We start from the raw sequence: 24,803 nt of genomic DNA, 5'->3' as shown, positions 1-24,803 counted from the left end.
TAGAGCCCTCACGGCGACCGTATATCCGCTGAGAATGATCCTGTCCCTTGCATAACTGTCGCCCGACGGGCGGGGAAGAACCGTAGTAGCGCGGCTCTCTCGCCGCCGACGGCATAGGCTAGGCACGGAAGACACCTCCAAATGATCGGCGGGTAGCGGCCGTGGTTTAATTGCGCTTCGTTGTCAACGCCAGGCTGGTCGCGTTGCCGCCGCCCTTTGTCTGCCAAGGAAGAAGCCCAAGCGGGAGAAACACGATATCGTCCGTCTCGCTATAGATGCGATCAGCCGCCATCGACGGCCCTTTGATCGCACCGCCATCCGGTGTCAGCGGTTTGCCGCCGGGATAAAAATCGTGAAGAACGATGAGGCCTTGCGGCTCCAGTATTTTCAGCGCTGCCGAGATCTCGCGGTAAACCGCGGGCGCGGAGTGATCGCCGTCAAGAAATATCAGGTCATATCGCTCTGGCCCCTGAAGCATTTCCGCCGCAGGCTTTGTGACGAAGGTTGTGATCCCCTCAAGTCCGAGACGGGAAATGAATGAGGCGGGAGGCGCTGATAGCCCGAGAACCTTCCATGCTCCTTGCGGTCCATTGACCTCGTCAATATCTACCGTCGTCAGCTTGCCGTCGTCGACGAACCGGCACAGCGCGCTGGCTATATGGACCGTCGACGCTCCGACATGTGTTCCAATCTCGAGAACCCTTTTCGGCTTAAAATATGCGATCAAGTGGAAGAGCGCTCGGCGATCCCCGGGATTGACCCCGCCGAAAACCTCTCCGGCTCCATAGACGCTGGCGATTTTGGCATTGTCTTCCGTGAAGGCCGCGCCGATGGCAGCATCATTCATAACGGCAGTGACGTCGACCAGAGAGCAAGGCCTCAGGTTCAATGCCGCAAATGGCAACTGCGGTTGCTGACGCCACGCGCGACCGTCAATGTAATTCCTCACCGGCTGCTTAAGCGCGGACGGGATCAATCTTCTGACAAATGCAGCAATGGTCATTAAGTCGCCTTGACAGGTTTAGAAGGAGATTGGGGCGGTGGATACCAGAGGGCTTTCAAATTGCTCAGCCGGCACTGCCAGGTCATGCCCAAGGTCCTCGTCCGATCCAGTGAGGTATTTCATCGATCCGCCGCGCCTCACTTGGGCAATGCGCACCAAACCCGCTTGAATGCCTTGTGTTCCGAGGTGATGCACTTCTGGTCTCGCGCACCCTGATTAGGACTCTCCCGGGGCCGCCGCGAGAACAGCGCTGGCGAGACCTTACGCAAAACACAGTTGCACTGCCTCGCTATACAATTAGACGACCTATCCAAGGAGCCCGCAATTGAGCAACGGGCTTACCTCTTTGGTGTCCCCTAATCTGTCTCCGCGAGTGCTCAGCAAAACGGCCCCGCCGCCGCAGGCCGCCGCGCCATCTTGGAAGGCCGCCCTGGCAAAATCGGCTAGCGCCACTGGCCTAATTTGCTTCACGCTGGCTGCGATCGCCCTCCGCATCGAGCGGCCCTGGCCGATCCTGCTGACCGAGAGAACATCGCTGACGCCCGACCTGCGGGTTGTGCGCGAACTCGACGCCGTGATCGCCACTCGCGGTTGTTCGGCGATGATCGTGTCCGACAATGGCACCGAGTTCACCAGCATGACGATACTGCGCTGGTCGCAGCAACGGCAGGTCGAGTGGCATTACATTGCGCGCGGCAAACCGCAGCAGAATGCCTTCATCGAAAGTTTCAACGTTTCAACGGCCGCCTGCGCGATGAGCTGTTGAACGGAACGCTGTTCGGCTCTCTCGCGCACGCCCGCGACGTCCTGTCGCTCTGGAAAGACGACGTCCGACCGCACAGCGGGCTCAACAATATTATGCCTGTTGATTACACTAAGGAGACTCCGAAGAATAAGTGCTACTATTACGACGGCCACGGTCTGATCGTGTAATTCTATTCAGGATGGAATTGATCGCCGGTGATGTCGAGAGATTTCATCTGGGCTTTGCTGACCTTGATGCCCTTGCGGTGGGTGCGGGTGTCCAGCGCACTTTCAACCTTGAGACCGGTTTTTGTCTTGGTCGCTCCGCTCAATTCGACCACAGCGAGGCGGTTGGTCAGCGGCCGGCCGCGCCAATTCTGGATGATGTGGCAGAAAAGCCGGTGCTCGATCTTGTTCCACTTCGAGGTACCCGGCGGATAGTGGTGGGCGTGGATCACCAGGCCGGTCTCGTCGGCAAGCTTTTGCAATTCAACCTTCCACAGCGGCACCCGTGCGCCATTGGAGCCGCCGCAATCCGCCGTGATCGTGAGTTCGTGCGCATGCGGGTAGTGCGCGCGTCCCATACGTTCGCGCCAGCAACGGATCGACTGCACGGCGAATTCGGTGGTGTCGCTCGTGATCCCGACAGTGACGAAGCCAGCATTGGCGGTTACATCGTACACCCTATAGGGCACGACCTTGCCGAGCTTCTTGTCCTCGAAATCGTGGACGTTGACGCGCAAGGGATCGCCTTTCGGACGATAGTCGGTTCCGCCATTCCTAAAGTTGCCGATCAGCTCCTTTCTTCTTCGTATCGACGGAGATGACGGGTTGCTGTTGGGCCTGCGCCGCAACGACTTTGGCATTGATATATTCGAACTGGGCGTCTCGGTCGGGATGTTTTGCGCCTTCATCCGCCTTGCGGTTGGACTGGCGCGAGAAACCGAGCTTCACCAGCTCCTTGCGCACCGTATCGGCGCTGATCGGGTGCCCTATTTCGGTCAGCGTTGCGGCGAGTTTCTCCATACTCTTCGAAACCCAGATCAAGGGCCGCATGGGATCGCCCAGCGTCGCGGGCTCGATCAGGCGCTTGAGCGCCGGGATCAGCTCCGGATCATCCTCGCAAAGCGCACTACGCCAGCTCTAGCTCCGCCCATGAGCACCCAACAAGCCTTGGCGCTGCCCTCGCCGGCGCCGTCCAATACTGTGGTCATCAATGCGCGCTGCAGCGTTCGGATCGAAGGGGATCAGCGGGTGATCGTCGTCGCTGGACTTCCAGTGCACCACCATCGCGCCGAAGACGCGATCGCCGAGGCTTATGCGATGGTGTTTTTGGTGGAGTCGGGCTTTGCCCAGCAAACAGACGTGGCGCGGGGCGTTCGAGCGGTCGGTGCGCACTGTTCGGCGCTACCAAGAGCGCTATGCGCGCGGCGGGATGGCTGCGCTTGGTAAAGAGGAAGGGTGGCGTCATGGCCGACGACGTATCTCCGGGAAACGTCTGCGCAGCATCGAGATATTAAAATGCCAGTCGCGCGATCGCGCACCGGCTCGGTGTCAGTGAGAACGCTATCCGCGAGCTGGTGGGACCATCCAAGCGAAGAGTGCACAGCTTGCGTTGGCCGCGATCACGCCCGCCCTGGAGAAGCCGGCGACAAACGCCGTGCCACCTGCGACACCGAGCGGCGAAGATGGAGATCACGCCAGTGAATCGGCGGAGGACCGCGAACCGATCACCGCGCCTGGGCTGCAAACGACGATGAACCGGTGCCGGTGAGCCTCGACAGCGCAGCTGAGATCGGACGTTTGATCGGCAGCTCGCTCATCTTGGGCTGCTCGATGGTGCTGCGCCGCTGTTCCGCGAGGGGTCCTCGGTTCCCGGTGTCGGTGTGCTGTTGGCTCTCCCGTGTCTGGTCGAGAGCGGGCTGTTTCGGATCAGCCGCAAACTGTTCGGTGAGATCGGCCCGGCTTTCTACGGCCTGCGCACGACGTTGCTCACGCTACTGCTCATGGCGCTGCTACGCATCAAGCGCCCCGAGCATCTCAAGGAGAAAGACCCTGCCGCGTTCGGCGTCGGGTAGGACGATGGCGCGTTGCGGACTTCGAATGATGCCGCTGTTTCCATTGCCCCCCTTTCAGCCGTACGGCGGGTTTTCCCCAGTGCGGCTGGAAGGCTGGCTTGTCAGGCGCGACCTTGCCAACACGTCGATCAAATTAAGCCTGCTCCCGGCATGCGCTGATTGATGCCCGGTTTGTCTTCGCCCTTCGTGCACCTCGTGGCCAACATCGGTTATCCCGTACTGTGCCGGGCCGTGGACTCGATAATGCACCGCCACGAGGTGGGATACCCCACCGCCCCCAGGGGTCCTCGCTCGAGGCCGGGTTATGCCGTCCAAGCATCCCCGGTGGCTGCTCATAACGGCCTTCCCAATTTGATGGTTTGTTACGGCCTCGCCGGCACAATGATCGTCAACTATGCATGGTATGTGATCCTGTCGCGCTTGGACCCTGAATACAGGATGCCGTGCGTCGCATGTTTCCTGGTGCTCTTTTTCACCAACGGTGTGGTGTTCCATCAATCCAATCTGTCGTTCTTGCTTTTCATGGCCGGGAAAGCACCACAGAAGCAGTTGCGCGGGATCCTGGGTGACGAGGTGGTCAGGCGGCGCGGTTTGCCGGCACGTGGATGACCTCGATGCCGTCGCGGATATCCGATCCTGAGTTCGCCCCATCCGCATTGAGGGCGGGCAGTGTGTCGCGATTGACTGCGCGGAAGCTGATCCGCCGGCCGACTGCTGAGGCACCCGTCGCTGGCCTCATGGTGATGCTGGCCGTGCGAGCGGCGCTATATACTTGTGTATAAATCATATTTTGAGAATTTTTTCGCCATTTTCGCTCACTAACCAACCGACCCAGCAGTCGGGGGCCAACCTTCCAAAATCCCACTGCTTTGAAATCGGCTCGCAGTCCGAGACTGCGAAGCTTTGGAATCCGCTCTCGGCTCCAGGCTGCGAGCGCGTGGTATGTCGCGCGCCTTCGTGATGCGCGGCAGTGGAATTCCCTTGTCAACGTCAAAGACTCTGTAAACAGAACGAAGGGTACGCATGTCGTTCAACTTGTCATCTGCTCCGTTTTCGTCGACCTCGCTTTGGAACCAGCAGGTCAACACCGGAGCAACATATACGCCGATCAACTGGCCCACCTCGACCGGATACAACTACGGCGTGACCTGGGCCCAAACCGGGTTTCCAGTCTACGTCGCCTCGTCGTCGGACCCGGTCGTGCAGGTGTCTGTTCCCGCCAGCTGGGGATGGCCCGGCGGGACCGTCAGCGTCCATGTTCCGGCCGGGGCAACCGGCCAGCCCGGCGGAACGTCCCCCTGGGATTCAGTCCCCGACAACCCGATCATCGTCATCGACGGCGACACCGCCTACAATTTCTGGCGATTCAACCGCACGAGCGACACGACCGCGACAGCCCAGTCGTATGGCGAGGCGAACGTGGTCACGGGCACCGGTTGGGGCTCCTTCCAGACACCCACTGCGGCAAATAATTGGCAATCCTCGCTTGGCGCAGGCGTCGGTGCCGCCGGCAATAGCGAGCTCGGTGGGCTCCTGGTCCAGGCGCAGACGGACACGGGCACGATCGATCATGCCCTGGAGCTCGCCCTCGACACCTCGCTCTTGAAGCCAGGCTATGTCGCCCCCGCCATTGCCGACGACGGCAGAAATTCCAGCGGCACCGTGCAGGAAGGCCAGCTTCTGGCTATTTCGCCCGGAACGCCGATGCCCTCCGGTCTTTCGCCGCTCGGCCAGGAGGTGTTCCGCGCCCTCCAGCAATACGGCGCCTACGTCACCGAGAATGGAAACGCCGGGACCTACCTTCGCGCCCAGGCGAACGCCTATGATGCGGCGACGATGAGCGCCCTCAATACGGACTTGAATACTCTTCTTCCAATGCTCAAGGCGGTGAGCGGGGGCTCTCCGACGACGTCTCCGCCAGCCACGACTCCGGCGGTGACGCAGGCTACGGCCTCTCCGGCGACGGGAATCGAGCATGCCGGCGATACCATCACCTTGGCGCTCGGCTTCAACGAGGCCGTGACGGTGACGGGCACGCCGACGCTGTCGCTCAACGACGGCAATACCGCCACCTATGCTGGTGGTTCGGGGACGAGCACACTCACCTTCAAAACGACCGTCGCGGCGACCGACGCCAATACTTCGGCGCTCGCCATCACCGGGGTCAATCTTCCGACCGGCGCCAGCATCAAGGATGCGGGCGGCCTTGCGGCGAACCTCTCGGGCGCGGTGAAGACGTTCACCGGTCTCCAAATCGATCCGGTCCTGCCAGCGGTGACGCAGGCCACGACCTCTCCGGGGACCGGCACCGAGCATGTCGGCGACACAGTCACGCTGACACTCGGCTTCAACGAGGCTGTGACGGTGTCAGGTACGCCGACGCTGTCGCTCAATGATGGCGCTACCGCCACCTATGTTGGCGGCTCCGGGACGAGTGCGCTCACCTTCAAAACGACTGTCGCGTCGACCGACACCAATACCTCGGCGCTCGCCATCACCGGAGTCAATCTTCCGAGCGGCGCGAGCATCAAGGATTCATCGGGTGTTGCGGCGAACCTCTCGGGCGCAGTGAAGACGTTCACCGGTCTCCAGATCGATCCGACGTCATCGCCATCGGCGCCCACGAATCCGACCTCGCCGGCGGTGACGCAGGCCACGGCCTCGCCGGGGACCGGCACCGAGCATGTCGGAGACACGGTCACGCTGACGCTCGGCTTCAACGAGGCTGTGACGGTGTCAGGCACGCCGACGCTGTCGCTCAATGATGGCGATGTCGCTACCTATGTCAGCGGCTCGGGCACGAACGCGCTCAACTTCCGCACCACGGTCGCCTCGACCGACACCAGTGTTTCGGCGCTCGCCATCACCGGGGTCAATCTCCCGAGCGGATCGAGCATCAAGGATGCCGGCGGTCTCGCAGCGGATCTCTCGGGCGCGGTGAAGACATTCTCCGGTCTCCAGATCTCGACGGCATCGACCACGCCAACGACCCCGACTACCCCAACGACTCCAACGCCGCCATCGATCGCTCCCGTCCTCACCATCGCGGATCCCACGCTCTCGGTGAACGGGCAGGGCGGCACGGTCGACCTGGGGGTGAAGGTGACGACGACCGACCCCAACGATGTCGTGACCGTGAACATCACGGGTTTGCCGGGATACGAGACGATCACCGACAAGCTCGATGGTCAAACCTTCAAGGGGAAGAGCGTCACCTTGACGGCCGCGCAGGTCGACAGTGGATTGACGCTGCAATCGAACTACAAGGGCAACTCTGATCCGGTCTCGACACTCACGCTGACGGCAACGGCGAAGGACCCGGTCACCGGCGACGTTACGACATCTGCGCCGCAGACCATCACCGTGAAGGATCCCCGGCCTGCGACGGCTGCGACCACAACGTCGCAGCAGACCTCGACCGTGACGACCTCTCAGCCTACGACCGTCACGACCCCAACGTCGCCGCAGACCACCCCTGTGACGGATCCTTCGCCTTCGACCGGGACGAACACAGGATGGTGGGGCCAGCATCGCGACTTGATCTCCGGCGGTGGAACGACCACGCCGCGGGATGGCCAGGGCTTTGAATCGTGGGGCCGGCATCGCGACTCGATCGCCAGCGATGGGACGACTACGCCCGCGACCGGTACGAGCACGGGGCTGGCAGGCGAGGGGTCTGCTCTGCTTAGCGAGATCAGGGACCTGGTCGCCAACAGAGGCGTAGCGACCTCTGCGTCGCCGATCACAGCGGCGGATACCTCGCATGCGAGCGGCTCGACTGCATCGTCCCTGGCAAGCCAGAGCTTTGCACTGCTGAACCAGTATATGGCGGGTAACACCGGTCGGGTCGACCCCGGTCAGATCGTGGCAGCCGTGTCGAATGGCAACACCTGGGCACAGGGCTCGTCGTTCCTGACCAGACCTCAACATTGATCCACTGCCGCACCCAGGCGCTTGGCGCCTGGGTGCGGCACCATCAGTCTTACAGGAGAAGCAACATCGAACGTGGCCATAGCTGCGAAGGGTTCGATTGTCACTTACGCGCGTTCGTCCCGGCTGGCTCCGTCGGTCGCGAACTTTCCGCAACGCAGACACCGACGCAATCTGACAGAAAAATCGAGCGTGTGTCTTCCGACGAATCGGGCACGTGTCGGCGCAAAATATGTTGGTCCTACATACGTGCGTATGAATCACATTTTGAAAGTTTTTTCGCCATTTTTGCTTATTAACCAACCGGCCCAGCAGTTGGGGGCGAGCTTCCAAAATCCGACTGCTTTGAAATCCCCTCGCGGTTCGAGGCTGCAGTGCTTTGAAATCTGCTCGTGGTCCTAGGCTGCGAGCATGCGGTATGTCGCGCGCCTTCGCGATGCGCGGCAGTGGAATTCCTCGTCTTCAACTTGGCCTGCCAAGAAGGTCGTGGAGTGTCCGCAAGTACGTTTGCCGGTAACACCGGCCGGGTCGATCCGTTCAGATCGTGGTGGCGGTGTCGAATGGCGCCATCTGGTGTCAGGACCCGTTCCTGACTAGGCCTGAGCACTGATCCGCTTCCGCAGCCAGGCACCCGGCTGCGGTACCACCAGTTTTGGAAATGCATGAGAAGGAACATCAAACGCGGCCGGGTAGCCGCGAAGGGTTGAGCAAAAATGGCGATGCAGAACGGAAATGCCCACGCCGCAGATCTAGGGCTTCGTGCCCTGGCTCTGTTCCTGCGCCTTCATGGCGTGAACGCTGGGCTCGACCAACTCCTCGATCGCTGCGGGAGCAGTGTGATCGGTATCCCCGCGCTGCTTCGCTGCGCGCGCGAGTTTGGAGTCGAGGTCCGTTCGCGGACCACGCATTGGAAGCGACTCGCGCGCATCGGGCTGCCCGGAATCGCATCGCTGCGTGACGGCGGATTTCTGCTGCTCGGAAAGGTCGACGACCTCGGCGCGCTGGTGCTGCATCCGACCTCGTCGTCTCCGAAGGTGATGACGCGCGCGGAATTCGAAGAGATCTGGGATGGCCGTCTGATCCTGACTGGATCGCAGAATGTCGCCAATCGGGTGCTTCACACGTTTGCCGGCTTGGCTGTCCACGCGCGTGAGCTGGCGGGACGTACCGGGGACGCGCTGATGCGCGCCCGCGTGCTTCATACGTTTGTCACGGCTGTCCACGCGCGTGAGCTGGCGAGGCGTGCCGGCGATGCGCTGATGCGCGCCCGCGACGCCTTGATGGCTGCGAGTTTCGCCGATCGTCGCGATATGCCGGTCGAGGCAGCGTCCGCGCAATCCGGGAGCCACGATGAGGCCGGGCTCATCGCCGTGGCCATCTTGCTGCGTTGCCATGGCATTGCAGCCGACCCGGGCCAGATCCGGCACCGGATCGGCACGGCGCGCGTCGGTGTTGCCGAAATTTTGCGCTGTGCCAAGGATTTCGGGCTCAAGGCGCGGGCGCAAAGGACAAGCTGGAACCGGCTTGCGGTGACTCCGCTGCCGGGCATCGCCCTGCTGCGCGACGGCGGCTTCCTGATCCTCGGCAAGGTCATCGACGACACGCTCCTCGTCCAGCATCCGCTGTCTCCCCGCCCCGAAACAATGACGCAGGCTGAACTCGAGGCCATCTGGGACGGCGACATCATCCTAATGACGCGGCGTGCGGCGCTGACGGATCTCTCGCGGCGCTTCGATATCGGCTGGTTTGTCGGCGCGGTTCACAAGTATCGCCGTCTTCTCGGCGAAGTGCTGGTCGCGTCGTTCTTCCTCCAGATATTTGCCCTCATCTCACCGCTGTTCTTCCAGGTGGTGATCGACAAGGTGCTCGTGCATCGAAGCATGAGCACGCTGGACGTTCTGGTGATAGGCCTTGTCGTCCTGACCGTCTTCGAGACCGTCCTCGAGCTGCTTCGCGTCTATCTGTTCGCGCACACGACCAACCGCATCGACGTCGAGCTGGGCGCCCGGCTGTTTCGTCACCTGATGGCGTTGCCGATCGCCTATTTCCAGTCACGTCGCGTCGGCGATTCGGTCGCACGCGTCCGCGAGCTCGAGAATATCCGCCAGTTCCTGACAAGCTCGGCGCTCACGCTCGTGATCGACCTGTTGTTCACTGTCGTCTTCCTTGCAGTAATGTTCTGGTACTCGACGACGTTGTCGCTGATCGTCATGGCGTCGTTTCCGTTCTACATCGGCATTTCAACTCTGGCTGCGCCGCTGTTTCGCCGGCGCCTCGATGAGAAGTTCAATCGGGGTTCCGAGAATCAGGCTTTCCTGGTCGAGAGCGTCACCGGCGTCGAGACGCTGAAGGCCATGGCGGTCGAGCCGCAGATGCAGCACCGCTGGGAGGAGCAGCTTGCCGGCTATGTGGCTGCGAGCTTCCGAGTGCTTAGCCTGAACAATACGGCGAGCCAGGCGGTCCAGATGATCAACAAGCTGGTCGTCGCGGCAACCCTCTACTTCGGCGCCAGGCTCGTGATCGGCGGTGACCTGACCGTCGGCGAGCTCGTCGCGTTCAACATGCTGGCCGCGCGCGTGAGCACGCCGGTGCTGCGACTGGCGCAACTCTGGCAGGATTTCCATCAGACCCGCCTATCGATCGATCGCCTTGGCGACATTCTCAACACCCTCCCCGAGCCGAGCTTCAATCCCGGCCGCGCCGCTCTGCCGCCAATTCGCGGACAGGTCACGTTCGAGCATGCGTCGTTCCGCTACCGCCTCGACGGCCCCCAGGTGCTGCACGACGTGTCGTTCAGCGTCCAGCCCGGTCAGGTCATCGGCATCGTGGGCTCCTCCGGCTCGGGCAAGAGCACCATCACCAAGCTGATCCAGCGGCTCTATGTGCCGGAGAGCGGCCGCGTGCTGGTCGACGGCGTCGATCTCGCGATGGTCGATCTGGCGTGGCTTCGACGCCAGATCGGCGTCGTGCTGCAGGAGAACGTGCTGTTCAACCGCTCTATTCGCGAGAACATCGCGCTGGCCGATCCGTCCATGCCCATGGAGCGCGTCATAGAGGCGGCATCGCTCGCCGGCGCACACGACTTCATCCTGGAGCTGCCCGAGGGCTATGACACCATCGTCGGCGAACGCGGCAGCAGTCTTTCCGGCGGGCAGCGCCAGCGTGTCGCGATCGCCCGCGCACTCATTACCGACCCGCGCATCCTGATCCTCGACGAGGCGACCAGCGCCCTGGATTACGAAAGCGAGCGCGCCATCCAGCAGAACATGAAGCGAATTTCCGCCGGACGGACCGTGTTCGTCATCGCGCATCGACTGTCGACTGTGCGCAATGCGAACCGGATCATCACCCTCGAGCATGGCCGCATCGTCGAGGACGGCAGCCATGACGAGCTGATCCGCACGAACGGCCGCTACGCGAACCTCCACTATCTGCAGGCGGGTATCCATGACGTCCGCTAGCCGAAATATCGTCCCGTTTCCGAGACGCGAACTTCGCCGCCGCGAGCACGAAATTGCATTCCTGCCGGCGGCGCTCGAGATCACCGAAACGCCGCCGTCGCCGATCGGGCGCGCGATCGGCGCGAGCATCATCGCGGCGTTCTGCGTCGCGCTGGCGTGGGCGTCGTTCGGCAGCGTCGATATCGTCGCCACCGCGACGGGCAAGATCGTGCCGGGCGGGCGCACCAAGCTGATCCAGCCTTTCGAGACGGGCGTTGTCCGCGCCATCCATGTGCGCGACGGACAGAGCGTCAAGGCCGGCGATGTCCTGATCGAGCTCGACCCGACGATGACGGAGGCCGACCAGGAGCGCCAGAAGAGCGATCTGCTTGCGGCCAGCCTCGACGTCGCGCGGCTGCGCGCGGCGCTCGCGGATGATCCGCTTGCCGCCTTCCGGCCGCCGCCAGGGGCGAGCGCCGCGGAGGTCGAGATGCATCGTCAGTTCCTGATCAGCCAGCGTGCCGAGCAAAACGCCAAGCTCTCCGAGATCGAGCGCCAGCAAGGCCAGAAGGAGGCGGAGCGAGCGACCACCTCGGCGAGTGTCGCGAAGCTGCAGGCGACGATCCCGGTGCTGCAGGAGCGGGTCGACATCCGCAAGGGTCTCGTCGACAAGGCACTGGCGTCGAAGGTCGTCTACCTCTCCGAATACCAGGAGCTGGTCGGCATGCAGCAGGATCTCGTCCTGCAGCAAAGCCGGCTGCGCGAAGCCGATGCGGCCATCGCCCTGCTGAAGGAAACCAAGGACAAGACCGCCGCGGAGTATCGGCGCGCGACCTACGACGCGCTCGCGAAAGCCGAGCAGAAGGCTGCGAGCGCTCAACAGGAGGTTGTCAAGGCGGACCGTCGCACGAAACTCCAGCAGTTGGCCGCACCCGTCGATGGCGTCGTGCAGCAGCTCGCCGTTCATACGGTGGGAGGCGTGGTGACGCCCGCCCAGGCGCTGGCCGTGGTGGTGCCGAGCGAGAGCCAGCTCGAGATCGAGGCCATGCTCTCAAACCGCGACATCGGCTTCGTCCATCCCGGACAGAAGGCGGAGATCAAGGTCGACACCTTCAACTTCACGCGCTACGGGCTCCTTCATGGCGACGTGCTCAGCGTGTCGTCGGACGCCATCACCCGCGATAGGCCGCAGGGCGGGTCGAATGACCGGGCGGTGGGCGCAGCCACGAGCACGAGTGAGCCGAAAGGTCAGGAGCTCGAGTATGCCGCGCGCATTTCGCTCGACCGGACGGACATGCAGGTGGACGAGAAGCTCGTGAAGCTCGGCCCCGGCATGGCGGTCACGGTCGAGATCAAGACCGGCACCCGCAGGATTATCAGCTACCTGCTCTCACCGCTGGCGCGATACAAGCAGGAAGCCCTGCGGGAGCGGTAGAGCCGGCGTCTTTAGGGCGGCAACGCGTCGTAGCCGGCCTCGTGGGCGCGGTTCAAACGCGACAATGTAACGCCGCGCCGAACGATAAAGCCGTCCGGCTCGGGCGGGGGAAAAGCGCCAGCTCCGCGCACTACGAGGTCGGTTGGCGGACCATGGGAGACACCAGAGGGGATAAACCTTCGGGACTTGTGCTGGCTCTGGCGACAGGCACGCACAGGGACGACTGACCTCTCTGGAGCGCGCCGACGCCTGGGCGGGTTGAGCCAACAGGGAAGGTGCCGCTGATGATCATGTTGACAGGCGGGGCCGGCTACATCGGGTCCCATGTGTGCATCGCGTTACTGGGCGCCGGGTTCGATGTCGTCGCCAGTCGACAATCTCTCCGACAGCAACGAAGTGTCCCTCGAACGGGTACAATCCATCTGCGGGCGGTCGCTCGTCTTTCGGCACGCCGACATCCGGGATGAAGCGGCGATCTACGACATAATTCGTTGTTGCGGAGTGACCGCGGTTGTTCACCTTGCAGGGCCGAAGGCCGCAGGCGAATCCAACGTTCAGCCCATGACGTATTACGAGAACAACGTCCTAGGAACGATGCGGCTCGTGTCGGTCATGACGAAAACAAAAGGTCAAGAAGCTTGTCTTTAGTTCGTCCGCATCGTCGGGCCGCCTTGCTCCGCGTGCGGCGAGCGGCCACGGGGCGGCAAAGCGCCTCTCTGCGTCGCGATTGTCTGCTGCATCCTCGGCCACAAATACCGCGATGTCGGTACGATCTCGCTCCTTGATCGTCACATGCCACTGCTTTGCCCGGCGCTCGACCGAAAATTGATCGAGAGTCTCAGCACGAAGTAGATTGGCGTAAGTCACGCGTGACACCGACACATGCACAGCAGCGATTGCGTGCGCGTCACTCAACCGAGCTTTTCGAATGATTCCTTGAGGCGACGGCTGGCCCTTTTATGAGCTACGTTCAATTACCTTACCGCCGGCTATGGGTCACAAACGGCGGTCGAGGCAAGTGCGGCCCGGCGTCCAGTTTACCGCCGACAGCCGACGTGACAACGGTTGGAGCTATGGTCGGTTCGGGGCCCAGGCCGTGTCACACAGCCTGGGCCAGTAGCGGACATAGGCTGAGATTCTTCTTGGGCTCCTCAGTTTGACAGGCTTGCTCGAAAGTGCCTGGTCTGTCTTTCCTTCGCCGACGTAAGCACTAACTTGCCAACTAGTGGCTCGGGCCCAACAGCTAGCGTCACGGCATTGTGCGGTCATCGAATACTCGATATCGTGCCATTTTTCCGGATAAAGCGACATCCGACCACAAACGTCGGAACCGGGAGAGAAACCATGGCAGATACATCCACGCCATTCGGCCTTTCACGCCGCAACATGCTGACTGGTTTCTTGGCTATGCCGGCGCTCGCCGCCACCGTCGAGTCAAGCACCGCACAAATCGAACGGCCGCGGTGGACCCCGCAACAAGCGCAAGCCGCTTTGAAGGATGCAAAGGGCACTAAGCTGGTGCTGTTGGGCACTGCTGCTGGCCCAGTGCCGGGCCGCTCGCGCGAAATGACTTCGCATGTGATGCTGAGCAACGGCGCAGCGTATGTGCTTGATTGCGGGATGGGAGTTACGAATCAATATGCCCGCACCGGGATTCCATTTCACGCGCTGAAATCAATCTTCATCACGCACCACCACGCCGATCACAACATTGAATACGGCCCGCTACTGATCGTCGGTTGGATACAAGGTCTGCCTGTGGAGGTGCGCGCCTTCGGCCCGCCCCCGCTCAAGCAAATGACCGAGGACTTCATGCGCGCCTACAAGCAGACCGTTGATTTTTGGGCTGAGGATTTCCACATGATGCCGCTGACGTCAGTCAACGTGCAGGAGTTCTCCGCTGCCGGTCCGGTGACGGAGGACGATAACGTTAAGGTGTCGGCGGTTCTTGTCGAGCATCCGCCGGTGAAACCAGCGCTTGCGTATCGCTTTGACTTCAAGGATCGTTCGATTGCATTTTCCGGCGACACTGCGCCGCTCGAAGCCGTGGCGAAAATGGCGGAGGGCGCCGACGTACTGGTTCACGAAACGATGTACGTGCCGGCCGTCGAGGCATACATCAGAGCACAGGTCGCCGAGGGTCGGCCGGTGAAATTCGATGCATTCATGGCGCATATGAAGGCGGACCACACACCCTCCGAAGATGTCGGCCGCATCGCCCAAGAAGCTGGAGTCAAAACCCTCGTGCTGTCGCACCTCACACCGGCCATCGACAGCATCGACGATGAAACCTGGCGCGCCCCGGTGGCGAAATACTTCAAGGGCGAGATCATCGTCGGCAAAGATCTCATGGTTGTGTGAGGCGGCCAAGAATGACGTATGTCGCCTAATGGGATGGTCCGGCCGTGCTCCGGCCCTGCCGGCACGAGAAGCTGGCAAGGCGCGGCAATCGCCACCTCCGCGCGCTGTTCGTGCGAGCCGCATGGGTTGTGCTGGTCAAGGTCAGGTGTTCAGGCCAGCGGGCGGGCACTCGGGACAGGTGTCTCCGCTTGAGCTCAGCACGTCGTCTCTGGCTTCGGCGACCGCTTCTTCCGGAGAAACGTTTGTTGAGATCCTGACGAGCGATTTCGAGAACGCGCTCCGGGCATGCGGCTTCCGGCGCTTACATTTACTTTGAGTGACTCATCCTCCCGTGTGTGTGTGCGGTGAGCGTCTGGCGGCTCTCGTAGGGCAAACAATACTTACCCGCCTTCTGGTAGACATTTACGACCCGAGCCCCCTCCTTGGTGCTGTAGCGCCCCCGGACGCGCGGTCCATTTGGGTAGACTATGAGGCGGCGGAGGAGGATAACGGCGGCGGTCACGCGTTGCCCTTCAGCCGCTCGTTGCGTCGGCGCAAACCTTCCATCGTGGCTAGCAGGACAACTGATACCGTCGTCAGGATCACCGCCGCCGCCGTGATAGTCGGGCTGATGTTCTCGCGGATGCCGCTGAACATCTCGCGGGGCAAAGTGCGTTGTTCCGGCCCGGCCATGAATAGCACGATCACCACCTCATCGAAGCTGGTCGCAAAGGCGAACAGCGCGCCCGACGCCAGGCCAGGCAGGATCAGCGGCAGGATCACGCGGCGGAAGGCGTCGAGCGGCGAGGCGCCGAGCGAGGCGGCGGCGCGCGCCAGGTTCATGTCGAAGCTTTGCAGCGTCGCGCCGACAGTGATCACCACAAAGGGGGTCGCCAGCGCGGTGTGGGCCAGGATCAGGCCGGAGTAGCTGCCGGTCAGCCCGATCGGCGCGAAGAAGAAGTAAAGGCCGACCGCAGTGATGACGCCGGGCACCACGACCGGCGACAGCACGATCGCCAGCACCAGCGGCTTGAACCGGCTCTTCCATTGCGCCAGCCCCAGCGCGGCCAGCGTGCCGAGCACGACCGACAGCACCGTCGAGGCGACACCGATGATCATGCTGTTCTTCACCGACGCCATCCAGCGTGCCGAATGGATGAACTCGTCGTACCAGCGCAGCGAGAAGCCGGGCAGCGGATAGGTCAAATAGGACCCGGAGCTGAAGGACAGCGGCATGATCGCGAGGATCGGCGCCATCAGGAAGATGAAGACCAGCGTGGAGAGGATGATCGTCGCACTCCACGCGATGCGCTGGCTGTCCGTGCGGAGGGGAGCATCGCCGCTCAATTCTTCATTCCTCCCGTGATCTGCTGTCCCTGCACCAGCTTTCCATAGACGACGCCGAGCAGCAGCGTTGCGACCAGCAGCAGCGCACCCAGGGCCGATGCGAGGCCCCAGTTGGCCGTTTCGGTGGTGTAGAGGGCGATGAAGTAGCTCATCATCTGATCGGCGCCGCCGCCGACGAGGGCCGGCGTGATGTAGTAGCCGAGCGCCAGGATGAAGACGAGCAGGCTTCCCGCGGCGATGCCGGGCAGGGTCTGAGGCAGGTAGATCCGCAGGAAGGCGGTGAGCGGCGGCGCGCCGAGCGAGGCGGCCGCCCGCATATAGGCCGGCGAGATCGCCTTCATGCTGCTGTAGAGCGGCAGGATCATGAAGGGCAAGAGAACGTGGGTCATCGCCACATAGACACCGAAACGGTTGTAGATCAGGCGCATCGGCGCATCGATGATACCGAGAAAGCGCAAAGAGTCGTTCACCACGCCACTGCTCTGCAACAGCACAATCCACGCGCAGGTGCGCACCAGAAGCGAGGTCCAGAACGGCAGCAGCACGAAGATCATCAGAAGATTCGATCGGCCGGGCGGCAGCCCCGCCAGGAGGTAGGCGACCGGGAAGCCCAGGATCAGGCACAGCACCGTGACACTGAGGCCTATGGTGAAGGTGCGAACGAAGACGTCACGGTAGATGGCCTGATCAGGCGGCGCGGCGACGATCGCGCCGCCCACGTTTCGCGTCAGGTCGAGCGCCGCCAGCAAATAGAAGCTTGTCACCGGGCCGCTGGCGCCTTTGATCGCTGCCCAGGTCGCGCGGTCGCGCCAGGCTGGATTGATCTTGCTGAGCGTTTCTTTGGCTGTGCCGGGCTCTGGCGGAGCCTTCAGATTGCGCGCCGTGCTGGTGAGGATAGTGCGGAAGCCATTGACCGCGTAGTTGAGCCGCTTGGCCGCGATGGCGAGCGTCCCGGCGGCGCGCGCCGCCTGGATATCGTCCGCCAGCGCCGCATAGGCCTTTTCGTCCGGCAGGTCCTTTCCGTCCCAGCCGGCCAGCGCAGCCACGGTGTGCGGCAAGACCTGACGCACCTCCCAGTCGTCGACGGCATGCCAGAGCATGCCGGCGATGGGACCCAGGAAGGTAAAGAGCAGGAAGGCTAGAAGCGGCAGGACAAGCGACAACGCCTTGACCTGGCGCGCTCGCTCCGCCCGCTTGAGGCGGCGCTTGAGCGGCACGTCGGTCGGCGCATCGGCGCTGGTCAGGAACGCTTCCGTCATCACTTTTTAAGCCTTGCGGGGCGTTATTTGGCCGTCCACTTGTTGAAGCGCTCGGTCAAACGGTCGATGTTCTCGAGCCAGAACGCAACGTTGATCTCCACCGCGTTCTTCATGTTGTCCGGCGCCGTCGGCAGGTCCTTCAACACGGCGGGCTGGATCAGCGCCGCGGCGTCTTTGTTCGAGGTGCCGTAAGCGATGTTCTCCGACAGCTTGGCCTGGTTCTCGGCCTTGCCGGCGAAGTCGAGGAACTTGTAGGCGGCGTCCTTGTTCGGGCTGCCCTTCAGGATGACCCAGCTGTCGAGCGTGTAGAGCGCGCCGTCCCACACCATGCCGAAGTTCTTCTTCTCGTTCTTGTTCGCAGCGTCGATGCGGCCGTTGTAGACCGACGTCATCGCCACTTCGCCGGAGGCGAGCAGTTGCGGCGGCTGGGCGCCGGCCTTCCACCAGACGAGGTCGCCCTTGATGGTGTCGAGCTTCTTGAAGGCGCGATCGACGCCCTCGTCGGTGGCCAGAATCTTGTAGACGTCTGCCGGCGGGACACCGTCGGCGATGAGGGCGATCTCCAGCGTGGTCTTTGGACCCTGGCGCAGACTGCGCTTGCCCGGATATTTCTTGGTGTCGAAGAAGTCCGCCCAGCCCTTCGGCGCGTCCTTCAACTTGTCCTTGTCGTAACCGAGAACGAAATCGTACAGGATGGCGCCGATGCCGCAGGGATTGACCGACGGTGGCAGATAGGCGGCCTCGCCGCCGATCTTGGTGTAGTCGATCTTCTCGAACAGGGCCTCATCGCAGCCGACTGCGAGCTCCTCACTCTCGACCTGGACAACGTCCCAGGTCGCGGCGCCGCCCTGCACCTTGGCGCGCAGCACGCCGATGCCGCCGTCCCAGGACTCGTCGTTCATGGGGACGCCGGCCGCCTTCTTGAACGGCTCGAAGTACACCTTCTTCTGGGCATCCTGATACGCCCCGCCCCACGACACGACGGTGAGGTCGCGCGCCTGCGCGACTGTTGCCAGAGCAACGCCGGCAGTCAGCGTCGCGGCGAATCCCAGTGCCATCTTGAGCTTCAGCATCGTCTTCGTTCCCTTCTTGTTGTGAGTTGCGCCCTGGAAGTGATGTGTCCTGGCCCGATCGTTTGGAGGAAGTGGTTCGACTACACGGGATCGAGGGCCAGGCAGTCTTCGGGGCGGAACGTGATGGACACGCTTTCGCCTTGCCTCAAGCCGTCATGTTCGCCCGGCTGAAGCTTGACCATGAACTCCTCGCTGCCGCCGACCTCGAGCACGGCTAGCGTGTGGTCGCCGAGATAGATGGTGCTCTGCACCGTGGCCGGCAGGCGGTTCGGTCCCTCGCTAGCCGCCCCGTCCATCATGATGGAGATCCGCTCCGGCCGCACCGACAGCGAGGTGGCGGCGCCACTGCCTGCCACGTTGACGGCCCGGGCCATGACGGAGCCGCCGGAGGCCAGTGCGACGCGGCAATATCCCTGCTCGATCGTCTCGACGGTGCCGGCCAGCACGTTGTTCTCGCCGATGAAATGGGCGACGAAGCTGTTCACGGGTCGCTCGTACAATGCATCGGGCCTGTCGATCTGCTGCACGATGCCGTCGTTGAACACCGCGATGCGGTCCGACATGGTGAGCGCCTCGCTTTGGTCGTGCGTGACGTAGACAACGGTGATGCCCATCGTCTCGTGCAGTTGCTTGATCTCCAGTTGCATCTGCTCCCGCAGGCGCTTGTCGAGAGCGCCGAGCGGCTCGTCCATCAGCACGAGCTGCGGTTTGAAAACCAGCGCGCGGGCCAGCGCCACGCGCTGCTGCTGGCCGCCGGACAGTTGCCCCGGCCGCCGTTCCGCCAGACCTTCCATCTTGATCATGCGTAGCGCTGCCCGTACGCGCTCCTGCGTTTCCGCCTTGTTGACCTTGCGAACGGACAGCGGGAAGGCGACATTCTCCTCGATCGTCAGGTGCGGAAATAGGGCATAGTTCTGGAACACCATTCCTATGTCGCGCTTGTGCGGCGGAACGTTCTTGATAGGCCGATCAGCGAGGTAGATCTCGCCATGCGTCGGGACCTCGAAGCCCGCCAGCATCATCAGCGTGGTCGTCTTGCCCGAGCCTGACGGCCCAAGGAGGGTGATGAACTCCCCTTTCCTGATGTCGAGGTCGAGGTTCTTCACCACGAGATATTCGCCGTCGTAGGTCTTCTGAATACCGGAAAAGCGCACAAAAGCCGGCGCGGGCGTAATCATGTCGCCTTCCATGTCTTCATCCCGTCCCGCTGATGAACACCAAGTCTCGTCTATCATCAACCGGGACTGTGGCGTCGACTTTGCGACGTCGCCTGCGCACCAAGTCCGGGACGAGATCAACCGGCGAAGGCCACCGGCAACTGTGAGCGTTGGACTCGGTCATCAAAACTTCTTTGTCGCTCGCCATGCGCAGCGATTTTCTCCGGGAGGCGGGGTCGATGCAACGAATGGAGCGCCGTCGGCACCTCTTAGGGTAGCGAAGAACAGCTTAGCACCCCCAGACGAGAATGCCAGCGGCGAGGACGTGCCCTGTCAGTCCGTTGAGCAGCGATTTCCGATGGCGGCGGTGCTGTCGCGGAACGGACGCGCGCCGTACTCGGGGTCACTCCAAACGCGCGCCACGCCTCGCGGGGGCAGCTCTTGGCGCGAAGCGGCCGTCCATGCGTCAACCCTTTGTCGATAGGGGAGGGCCCCGTCCCCGGACGTTCGCGCAATGGGCGCTTTATGGAATCCTGTCGAAGGAGGGCTCGTCGCCTGGCGGTGCCGTCAATGTACATCCGACAAAAACAGTGCTTACGCCTTGGATCTTATCTCGCCAGTAAGCTCAGTGCGACGTCGTCTGCGCGGCACTACTGACGTGAATTCGGGTTAGCCCCGCGATCAACCAGATTCTAGCAATCCAGAGACCGTTACCGGTCACGACGGTGCGGCCCGCGCACCACGTAAGAACGAGGCCAGCTGATGGAGAAAATGCAATGCGTTCTGGCCTGGCATTTTGCCTTTTGATCGCTCTCTGTGGTTCTGGCAACGTCGCGGCAAGAGCGCATCATGCTAAATCGCGACATGTCGTCGTTCGTCCCAGCTAGGCAGTATTGCCCAAGCTCTGTCACGCCAGTCGGTGTGCGGGTCTATCGCGACGACTCCGCTCCGGTGGTTTGCGGGCCGACCACGACGAACCTCCTGCGTTCGATGATCCATCCAAGTTTGGCGGCCGCGCCTTCCGGCACCGGATGGTTGATGGTATCGACGAGCATGGAGACGCTAAGAGTATCCGACAGCGGGATGAACTCCTGTCGCTTGTCATCGCACATATGGCCGGTGCGGGTCAGGAAGTCGATGCCGTATTCCCATTCCTTCTGCGTTGGGTGTACTTCGCGCACGAAGGCGTGGAGATGCCGGACCAGGGCCTCGCTGACCTGCTTGATACGCGGATCGGCGGCGCCTTTGATCCGCTCGATCACCGCATTCGTAATCGTATCTTCGTTGAAGTTGCGCACGAGCGCTCCGAACATCAAAAGGAGGATTGGTGAGGTAGAACAGCGGCGCCATCGCCGCAACAGGGCTTTCCGGCCCAGGCGCGCGCGATCAGTCAGCGGAACAGCGTTGCGCTCTGGCTGGCGCGGATTCCCGCAGCCAAACACGACGCGGCAAGGTAAATTTTCAAAGGTGAACGAACCGATCACGCGCCGGACACTTTGATCGGATAGTCGACCTGAAAGCGCCCGATCCGCAAGTCGCCCAATTCCTCGCGTACGCGTAAATGTTCCGGATGGGTCGCGTAGGCCTTCAGCGCGGCACTATCGCGGAATTCCGAGAACAGAACGACGTCGCAGGCATAGTCGACATCACTGACGTCGACGCCGACTTCGACATGGGTGAGGCCGTCGATCCGTCCCTTGAGCCCCTCGAACAAGGTTTTCACCTTGGACCGGGCCGGGGCGCGTTCGTCGGGGGTTTCCCCGCGCAGCCGCCACATCACGATGTGCCTGATCGGATCTGACATTTCTCTGATTTCCTCGCCTGCGGCCTGTGTCGTTGCGGCCATTCTGCTCTGCTCCGATCGGAGATAAAGGCCAGACTTGGCAAGTCTGTCTTTCCATTTTCACAAAAATGGAGCGCCTGTCGTCGAGGTTTCGTCAAGACGGCTGAGCTTGGTAGTCTCTCCAGGGCCGCGGACACGCGGGCGATGTCGAATGCAGCGGCGAGCCGTGGGAAGATGTTACTTCTTCGAGGATGCCAGGACCGCCAAGGCGATCGCCCAGCCATCATCCGACTGCAATGGCCACCTTTCCGAATTGTGCGCCGCTTGCCATGTGCTGGAACGCTTCCGCAACGTGGCTGAATGGGAACGTCTTGTCGATCACCGGCTTCATCCCGTTGAGAGCGATCGCGTCGCACATCGCCTGCAGGTCCTCGACCGAACCGACGGTTACGCCCTGCAGCCGTTGCTGCTGCATCACCATCAATGGCAAGCGCAGTTCAGCCGGCGGAGGTCCAGCGAGCACGCCGATGAAAGCGATAGTCCCGCCGACACGCGTCGCCCGGATCGACTCGTTCAGTGAGCCGACGCCGCCGACCTCGACGACCAGGTCTACGCCTTGTCCAGTGAGTTCACGCGCCTTTTTTCCCCAGTCGGGCGCAGTCCTGTAGTTGATCGTGGCGTCGGCACCCAAGCATTTCAGGCGTTCGAGCTTGGCATCGCTTGATGAGGTGGCAATGACGCGCGCCCCGCACATCTTCGCGAACTGAAGCGCGAAGATCGATACGCCACCGCTGCCTTGTGTCAGGACGGTCTGACCTGCCCTTACACCGCCCAATTTCAGCACAGCGCTCCAGGCGGTCAGCGCCGCGCAGGGTAGGGCGGCCGCTTCCACGTCAGTGAGATGATCCGGAGTTCGGACCAGTGCCTGTGATGGGAAAACGCGGTACTCGGCAAGAACGCCGTCAACGGCGGCGCCCAGCGCTCCGTGAAGTTTCGCCGCGCTCGGTTCGCCGCCGATCCAGGTTTCGAAGAAACTGCCGACGACACGATCGCCTGGCGCCAACTCCCGGACGTCCGGACCGGTCGTCTCGACGACGCCCGCGCCATCCGATACGGGTATCAATGGGAACTTCTGCCGCGAGCCGTACCCGCCCTTAATCGTGAGTAGGTCGCGATAGTTCAGTGTCGCGGCCTTGATGCGTACCAGCACCTGGCCGGGGCCGGGCTTCGGGATGGGTCTGTCGACCAGCTTGAGACCTTCGACGCCGCTCGGACCCTGCAATTCGAAGCACTTCATCTCCGCGGCTCCTTTTCCTCGCCCCGTCTCTCCGAAAGTGGCCCAAGTTTCAAGCTGCTCGTTCGGCGATATGCAGCACCTCAGCCTGGGCCACCCATGTCAGACCTCAAGGGTGTATCGGACGATGCGCCAAAGCAGTCATTCAACTGAAATGGAATCAGCGGCGAGTAGGCGAGTTGTTACCGGAAGCTACGATCGCCCGAACAACAAGCGCGATGCGTTCGCCACGCGCACTGGGCCTAATTCGGCCTGAACGTTCGAGCGCAGCGAGCCCATGAAGGGCTGCCCAAAAAGTCTCGGTCACGACAGCTACATCGGCGCAAAACGGCGTGACGGCTGCCGCAAGTGCTTCGAAACCGGCCCGTAGTTCCGGTCTGGTTCCAGCTTCGGCGAACCGCAAACCCGTCGGAAGGACAAACATGGCGTCGTAGAGTGCAGGACGACGTAGCGCAAAGGCGAGATAGGCTATGGCGACATTCTTGAGGGCGTTTCGCCCGGTCGATCCGCTTGCCGCTTTCCGAAGAGCTACTGCCATTTCCCGAAAACCCTCAACTGCAACTGCTGCAACTATCGCATCCTTGTTTTCGAAATGCGAATAGAGGACGGGCTGACTATATTCGATCTCATCGGCCAGGCGGCGGATTGTAACGGCATCCCATCCTTCGCGCTCTGCGATCGCGCGCGCTGCCGCGATGATGCGGTGTTCGCGCTCAGCCCGTTCCCTGCCTTTCCGCTCGGCGGCACCCAAATCCTCGATCTCCCAGACCTGGACGGCCCATACATCTCAGTATCACACCGACGCTTGACAATCTAGCGTCGCTATATAAATTATCTAGCAATGCTAGATTATCTTGTATGACTGGAATGGGACAATGTGATGCGCTGGCTTGCGCTCGGACTGGCACTGCTCCTGTCTCTCGCGATCATCGCGATCGGCACCCAATACGTTGCGAGCCCGTTGACCGCGACGCGCAGCTTCGGCCTGCCGCTTCCTGGCAACGACACCAACATCGCTTCGTGGCTCCGCCTCAAGGGGGTGCGAGACATTGTATTGGGGTTGAATGTACTGGCGTTCATGATGTGGGACGCGCCCGGCGGGGTCGGCATGGTTCTGCTTGTGGAAGCGATCATCCCCGTGGGCGACATGCTTGTCATTCTTGCAGCGAAAGGATCCACCAAAAGCGCCTTCGGCATTCACGGTCTCACGGCGGTGCTTATGCTGTTGGCGGCCATGCCTCTGATGATTGGTGTACCCTGAGATGGTGCATGCTCTTTCAATCTGGCTACTCGTTGCCGGCTTCTTCGGCGCAGGCCTCTTCAACGCGATCGGCACGCCCGGGACGCAAAGCGATTTCGTTCGTTGGGGTTACCCGCGGTGGTGGAGCATTTTGACCGGTGGACTGGAGATAGTGAGCGCCGTTCTGATTGCGCTTCCTGTCAGTCGCATTGTTGGCTTGGCGCTTGGGGCGGTAATCGTTGCGGCTGCGGTTTTGACCGTTCTACGTCACCGCGACTTTTCGCATGTTGTGCCACTTAGTGTCTTTGTCGCCTTGATTGCTCTTGCAGGGACCTCGTGAGGGCCGACACTGCCAATCAGATTTTTTGTCAGCTGTTCTGCCGAGTTGTCAGGAAGCCGGACATTCTGCTTTCCACCCAGCTTGGTCATTCGCTTTTATGGATTCACGCCCTAGCCAGGGTGTTGGGCTGACACGTCCGTCCGTCGGTTGGGCTTCTCGCATCCCCAGCTGCAAGACTCTTGCCGGCACCTATAGTTCAGAACGGTGGCAGCTAGAGAGTGGGGCGCGCCGCAAGGGCAGGGCATCGTGCGGGATTGACGATGATAGCTCCCCTCGTGAGCAGGGCGTAGCAGGGGGCGCTATGTCTTGTACAGACTGTAAGATTGGACTCGAAGCTGGC

The 24,803-nt window shown here is 62.0% G+C and carries 19 protein-coding genes and 4 pseudogenes; 12 read left to right on the top strand and 11 right to left on the bottom strand.

The features are described from left to right. Positions 1-166: 166 nt before the first annotated feature. Entirely contained in the window at positions 167-1,003 is an 837-nt protein-coding gene (locus tag AYJ54_RS18050; RefSeq protein WP_082905703.1) for an O-methyltransferase, read from the bottom strand. A 550-nt stretch (positions 1,004-1,553) separates the two neighbouring features. Between AYJ54_RS18050 and AYJ54_RS52430 the strand changes: the two are divergent. Further along, positions 1,554-1,936: pseudogene (locus tag AYJ54_RS52430) on the top strand (integrase core domain-containing protein); the annotation flags it as partial. A gap of 2 nt (positions 1,937-1,938) precedes the next feature. On the opposite strand, the pseudogene AYJ54_RS18035 reads toward AYJ54_RS52430, so the two are convergent. Further along, positions 1,939-2,884, bottom strand: a pseudogene (locus AYJ54_RS18035) (ISAzo13 family transposase); the annotation flags it as partial. Positions 2,885-2,902: 18 nt separating this feature from the next. Between AYJ54_RS18035 and AYJ54_RS51310 the strand changes: the two are divergent. The 8 genes and pseudogenes from AYJ54_RS51310 to AYJ54_RS52420 all read left to right on the top strand — a co-directional run bounded on the left by AYJ54_RS51310 (position 2,903) and on the right by AYJ54_RS52420 (position 13,278). Next, positions 2,903-3,199 (top strand): hypothetical protein, encoded by a 297-nt coding sequence (locus AYJ54_RS51310; RefSeq protein WP_136623769.1) that lies wholly within the window; start codon positions 2,903-2,905, stop codon positions 3,197-3,199. 359 nt (positions 3,200-3,558) lie between these two features. Further along, positions 3,559-3,825 (top strand): annotated as a pseudogene (locus AYJ54_RS18025) (putative transposase); the annotation flags it as partial. Between the two features lie 324 nt (positions 3,826-4,149). Further along, positions 4,150-4,434, top strand: coding sequence for a hypothetical protein (locus AYJ54_RS49420; RefSeq protein WP_210184080.1), 285 nt, complete (start codon positions 4,150-4,152; stop codon positions 4,432-4,434). Positions 4,435-4,848: 414 nt separating this feature from the next. After that, on the top strand, positions 4,849-7,758 hold the full coding sequence (locus AYJ54_RS18015; RefSeq protein WP_063700731.1) for a beta strand repeat-containing protein: 2,910 nt from the start codon (positions 4,849-4,851) through the stop codon (positions 7,756-7,758). Between the two features lie 710 nt (positions 7,759-8,468). Then, positions 8,469-11,216 carry a type I secretion system permease/ATPase gene (locus AYJ54_RS18010; protein WP_082905699.1) on the top strand — a complete coding sequence of 916 codons (2,748 nt, stop codon included), beginning with the start codon at positions 8,469-8,471 and terminating at the stop codon, positions 11,214-11,216. Further along, positions 11,203-12,630: an HlyD family type I secretion periplasmic adaptor subunit gene (locus tag AYJ54_RS18005; protein WP_063700729.1), complete on the top strand. Its 1,428-nt coding sequence runs from the start codon at positions 11,203-11,205 to the stop codon at positions 12,628-12,630. The genes AYJ54_RS18010 and AYJ54_RS18005 overlap by 14 nt, the downstream gene beginning before the upstream one ends. A 284-nt stretch (positions 12,631-12,914) precedes the next feature. Next, positions 12,915-13,097 (top strand): NAD-dependent epimerase/dehydratase family protein, encoded by a 183-nt coding sequence (locus tag AYJ54_RS54000; protein ID WP_430641433.1) that lies wholly within the window; start codon positions 12,915-12,917, stop codon positions 13,095-13,097. Beyond that, complete coding sequence (locus tag AYJ54_RS52420) at positions 13,027-13,278, top strand: GDP-mannose 4,6-dehydratase (protein ID WP_245329056.1); 252 nt, start codon at positions 13,027-13,029, stop codon at positions 13,276-13,278. The genes AYJ54_RS54000 and AYJ54_RS52420 overlap by 71 nt, the downstream gene beginning before the upstream one ends. Here the strand turns inward: AYJ54_RS52420 and AYJ54_RS52415 are convergent. Continuing rightward, positions 13,216-13,545 (bottom strand): hypothetical protein, encoded by a 330-nt coding sequence (locus AYJ54_RS52415; RefSeq protein ID WP_245329060.1) that lies wholly within the window; start codon positions 13,543-13,545, stop codon positions 13,216-13,218. The genes AYJ54_RS52420 and AYJ54_RS52415 overlap by 63 nt on opposite strands. Positions 13,546-13,974: 429 nt before the next feature. Between AYJ54_RS52415 and AYJ54_RS17995 the strand changes: the two genes are divergently transcribed. Continuing rightward, positions 13,975-14,991 carry an MBL fold metallo-hydrolase gene (locus AYJ54_RS17995; protein ID WP_082905698.1) on the top strand — a complete coding sequence of 339 codons (1,017 nt, stop codon included), beginning with the start codon at positions 13,975-13,977 and terminating at the stop codon, positions 14,989-14,991. 498 nt (positions 14,992-15,489) lie between these two features. On the opposite strand, the gene AYJ54_RS17990 is transcribed toward AYJ54_RS17995, so the two are convergent. From AYJ54_RS17990 to AYJ54_RS47290, 8 genes and pseudogenes are all read right to left on the bottom strand, one after another. Next, positions 15,490-16,317, bottom strand: a complete 828-nt coding sequence (locus AYJ54_RS17990) for an ABC transporter permease (RefSeq protein WP_063700722.1) — start codon at positions 16,315-16,317, stop codon at positions 15,490-15,492. Further along, positions 16,314-17,576 carry an ABC transporter permease gene (locus tag AYJ54_RS17985; protein WP_063700720.1) on the bottom strand — a complete coding sequence of 421 codons (1,263 nt, stop codon included), beginning with the start codon at positions 17,574-17,576 and terminating at the stop codon, positions 16,314-16,316. Before AYJ54_RS17985 ends, AYJ54_RS17990 begins: the two co-directional genes overlap by 4 nt. Positions 17,577-17,599: 23 nt before the next feature. After that, positions 17,600-18,649, bottom strand: coding sequence for an ABC transporter substrate-binding protein (locus AYJ54_RS17980; protein WP_063700718.1), 1,050 nt, complete (start codon positions 18,647-18,649; stop codon positions 17,600-17,602). A gap of 80 nt (positions 18,650-18,729) precedes the next feature. Next, on the bottom strand, positions 18,730-19,839 hold the full coding sequence (locus AYJ54_RS17975) for an ABC transporter ATP-binding protein (protein WP_063700716.1): 1,110 nt from the start codon (positions 19,837-19,839) through the stop codon (positions 18,730-18,732). A 980-nt stretch (positions 19,840-20,819) separates the two neighbouring features. After that, positions 20,820-21,104 (bottom strand): annotated as a pseudogene (locus AYJ54_RS17970) (dioxygenase); the annotation flags it as partial. Positions 21,105-21,286: 182 nt separating this feature from the next. Further along, positions 21,287-21,610, bottom strand: a complete 324-nt coding sequence (locus AYJ54_RS17965) for a Dabb family protein (protein WP_063700768.1) — start codon at positions 21,608-21,610, stop codon at positions 21,287-21,289. Positions 21,611-21,872: 262 nt separating this feature from the next. Next, positions 21,873-22,886, bottom strand: a complete 1,014-nt coding sequence (locus tag AYJ54_RS17960) for a zinc-dependent alcohol dehydrogenase family protein (RefSeq protein WP_063700712.1) — start codon at positions 22,884-22,886, stop codon at positions 21,873-21,875. A 157-nt stretch (positions 22,887-23,043) separates the two neighbouring features. Beyond that, positions 23,044-23,634: a TetR/AcrR family transcriptional regulator gene (locus tag AYJ54_RS47290; RefSeq protein ID WP_082905697.1), complete on the bottom strand. Its 591-nt coding sequence runs from the start codon at positions 23,632-23,634 to the stop codon at positions 23,044-23,046. A gap of 129 nt (positions 23,635-23,763) precedes the next feature. On the opposite strand from AYJ54_RS47290, the gene AYJ54_RS17950 reads away from it, so the two are divergent. Further along, positions 23,764-24,144 (top strand): DUF4267 domain-containing protein, encoded by a 381-nt coding sequence (locus tag AYJ54_RS17950; protein ID WP_063700708.1) that lies wholly within the window; start codon positions 23,764-23,766, stop codon positions 24,142-24,144. Position 24,145: 1 nt separating this feature from the next. Then, entirely contained in the window at positions 24,146-24,463 is a 318-nt protein-coding gene (locus AYJ54_RS17945) for a DoxX family protein (RefSeq protein WP_063700706.1), read from the top strand. The last annotated feature ends 340 nt before the right edge of the window (positions 24,464-24,803 follow it).

The organism is Bradyrhizobium centrolobii (assembly GCF_001641635.1).
Classification (GTDB): Bacteria; Pseudomonadota; Alphaproteobacteria; order Rhizobiales; family Xanthobacteraceae; genus Bradyrhizobium; species Bradyrhizobium centrolobii.
This window is presented reverse-complemented; position numbering and strand designations above follow the sequence as displayed.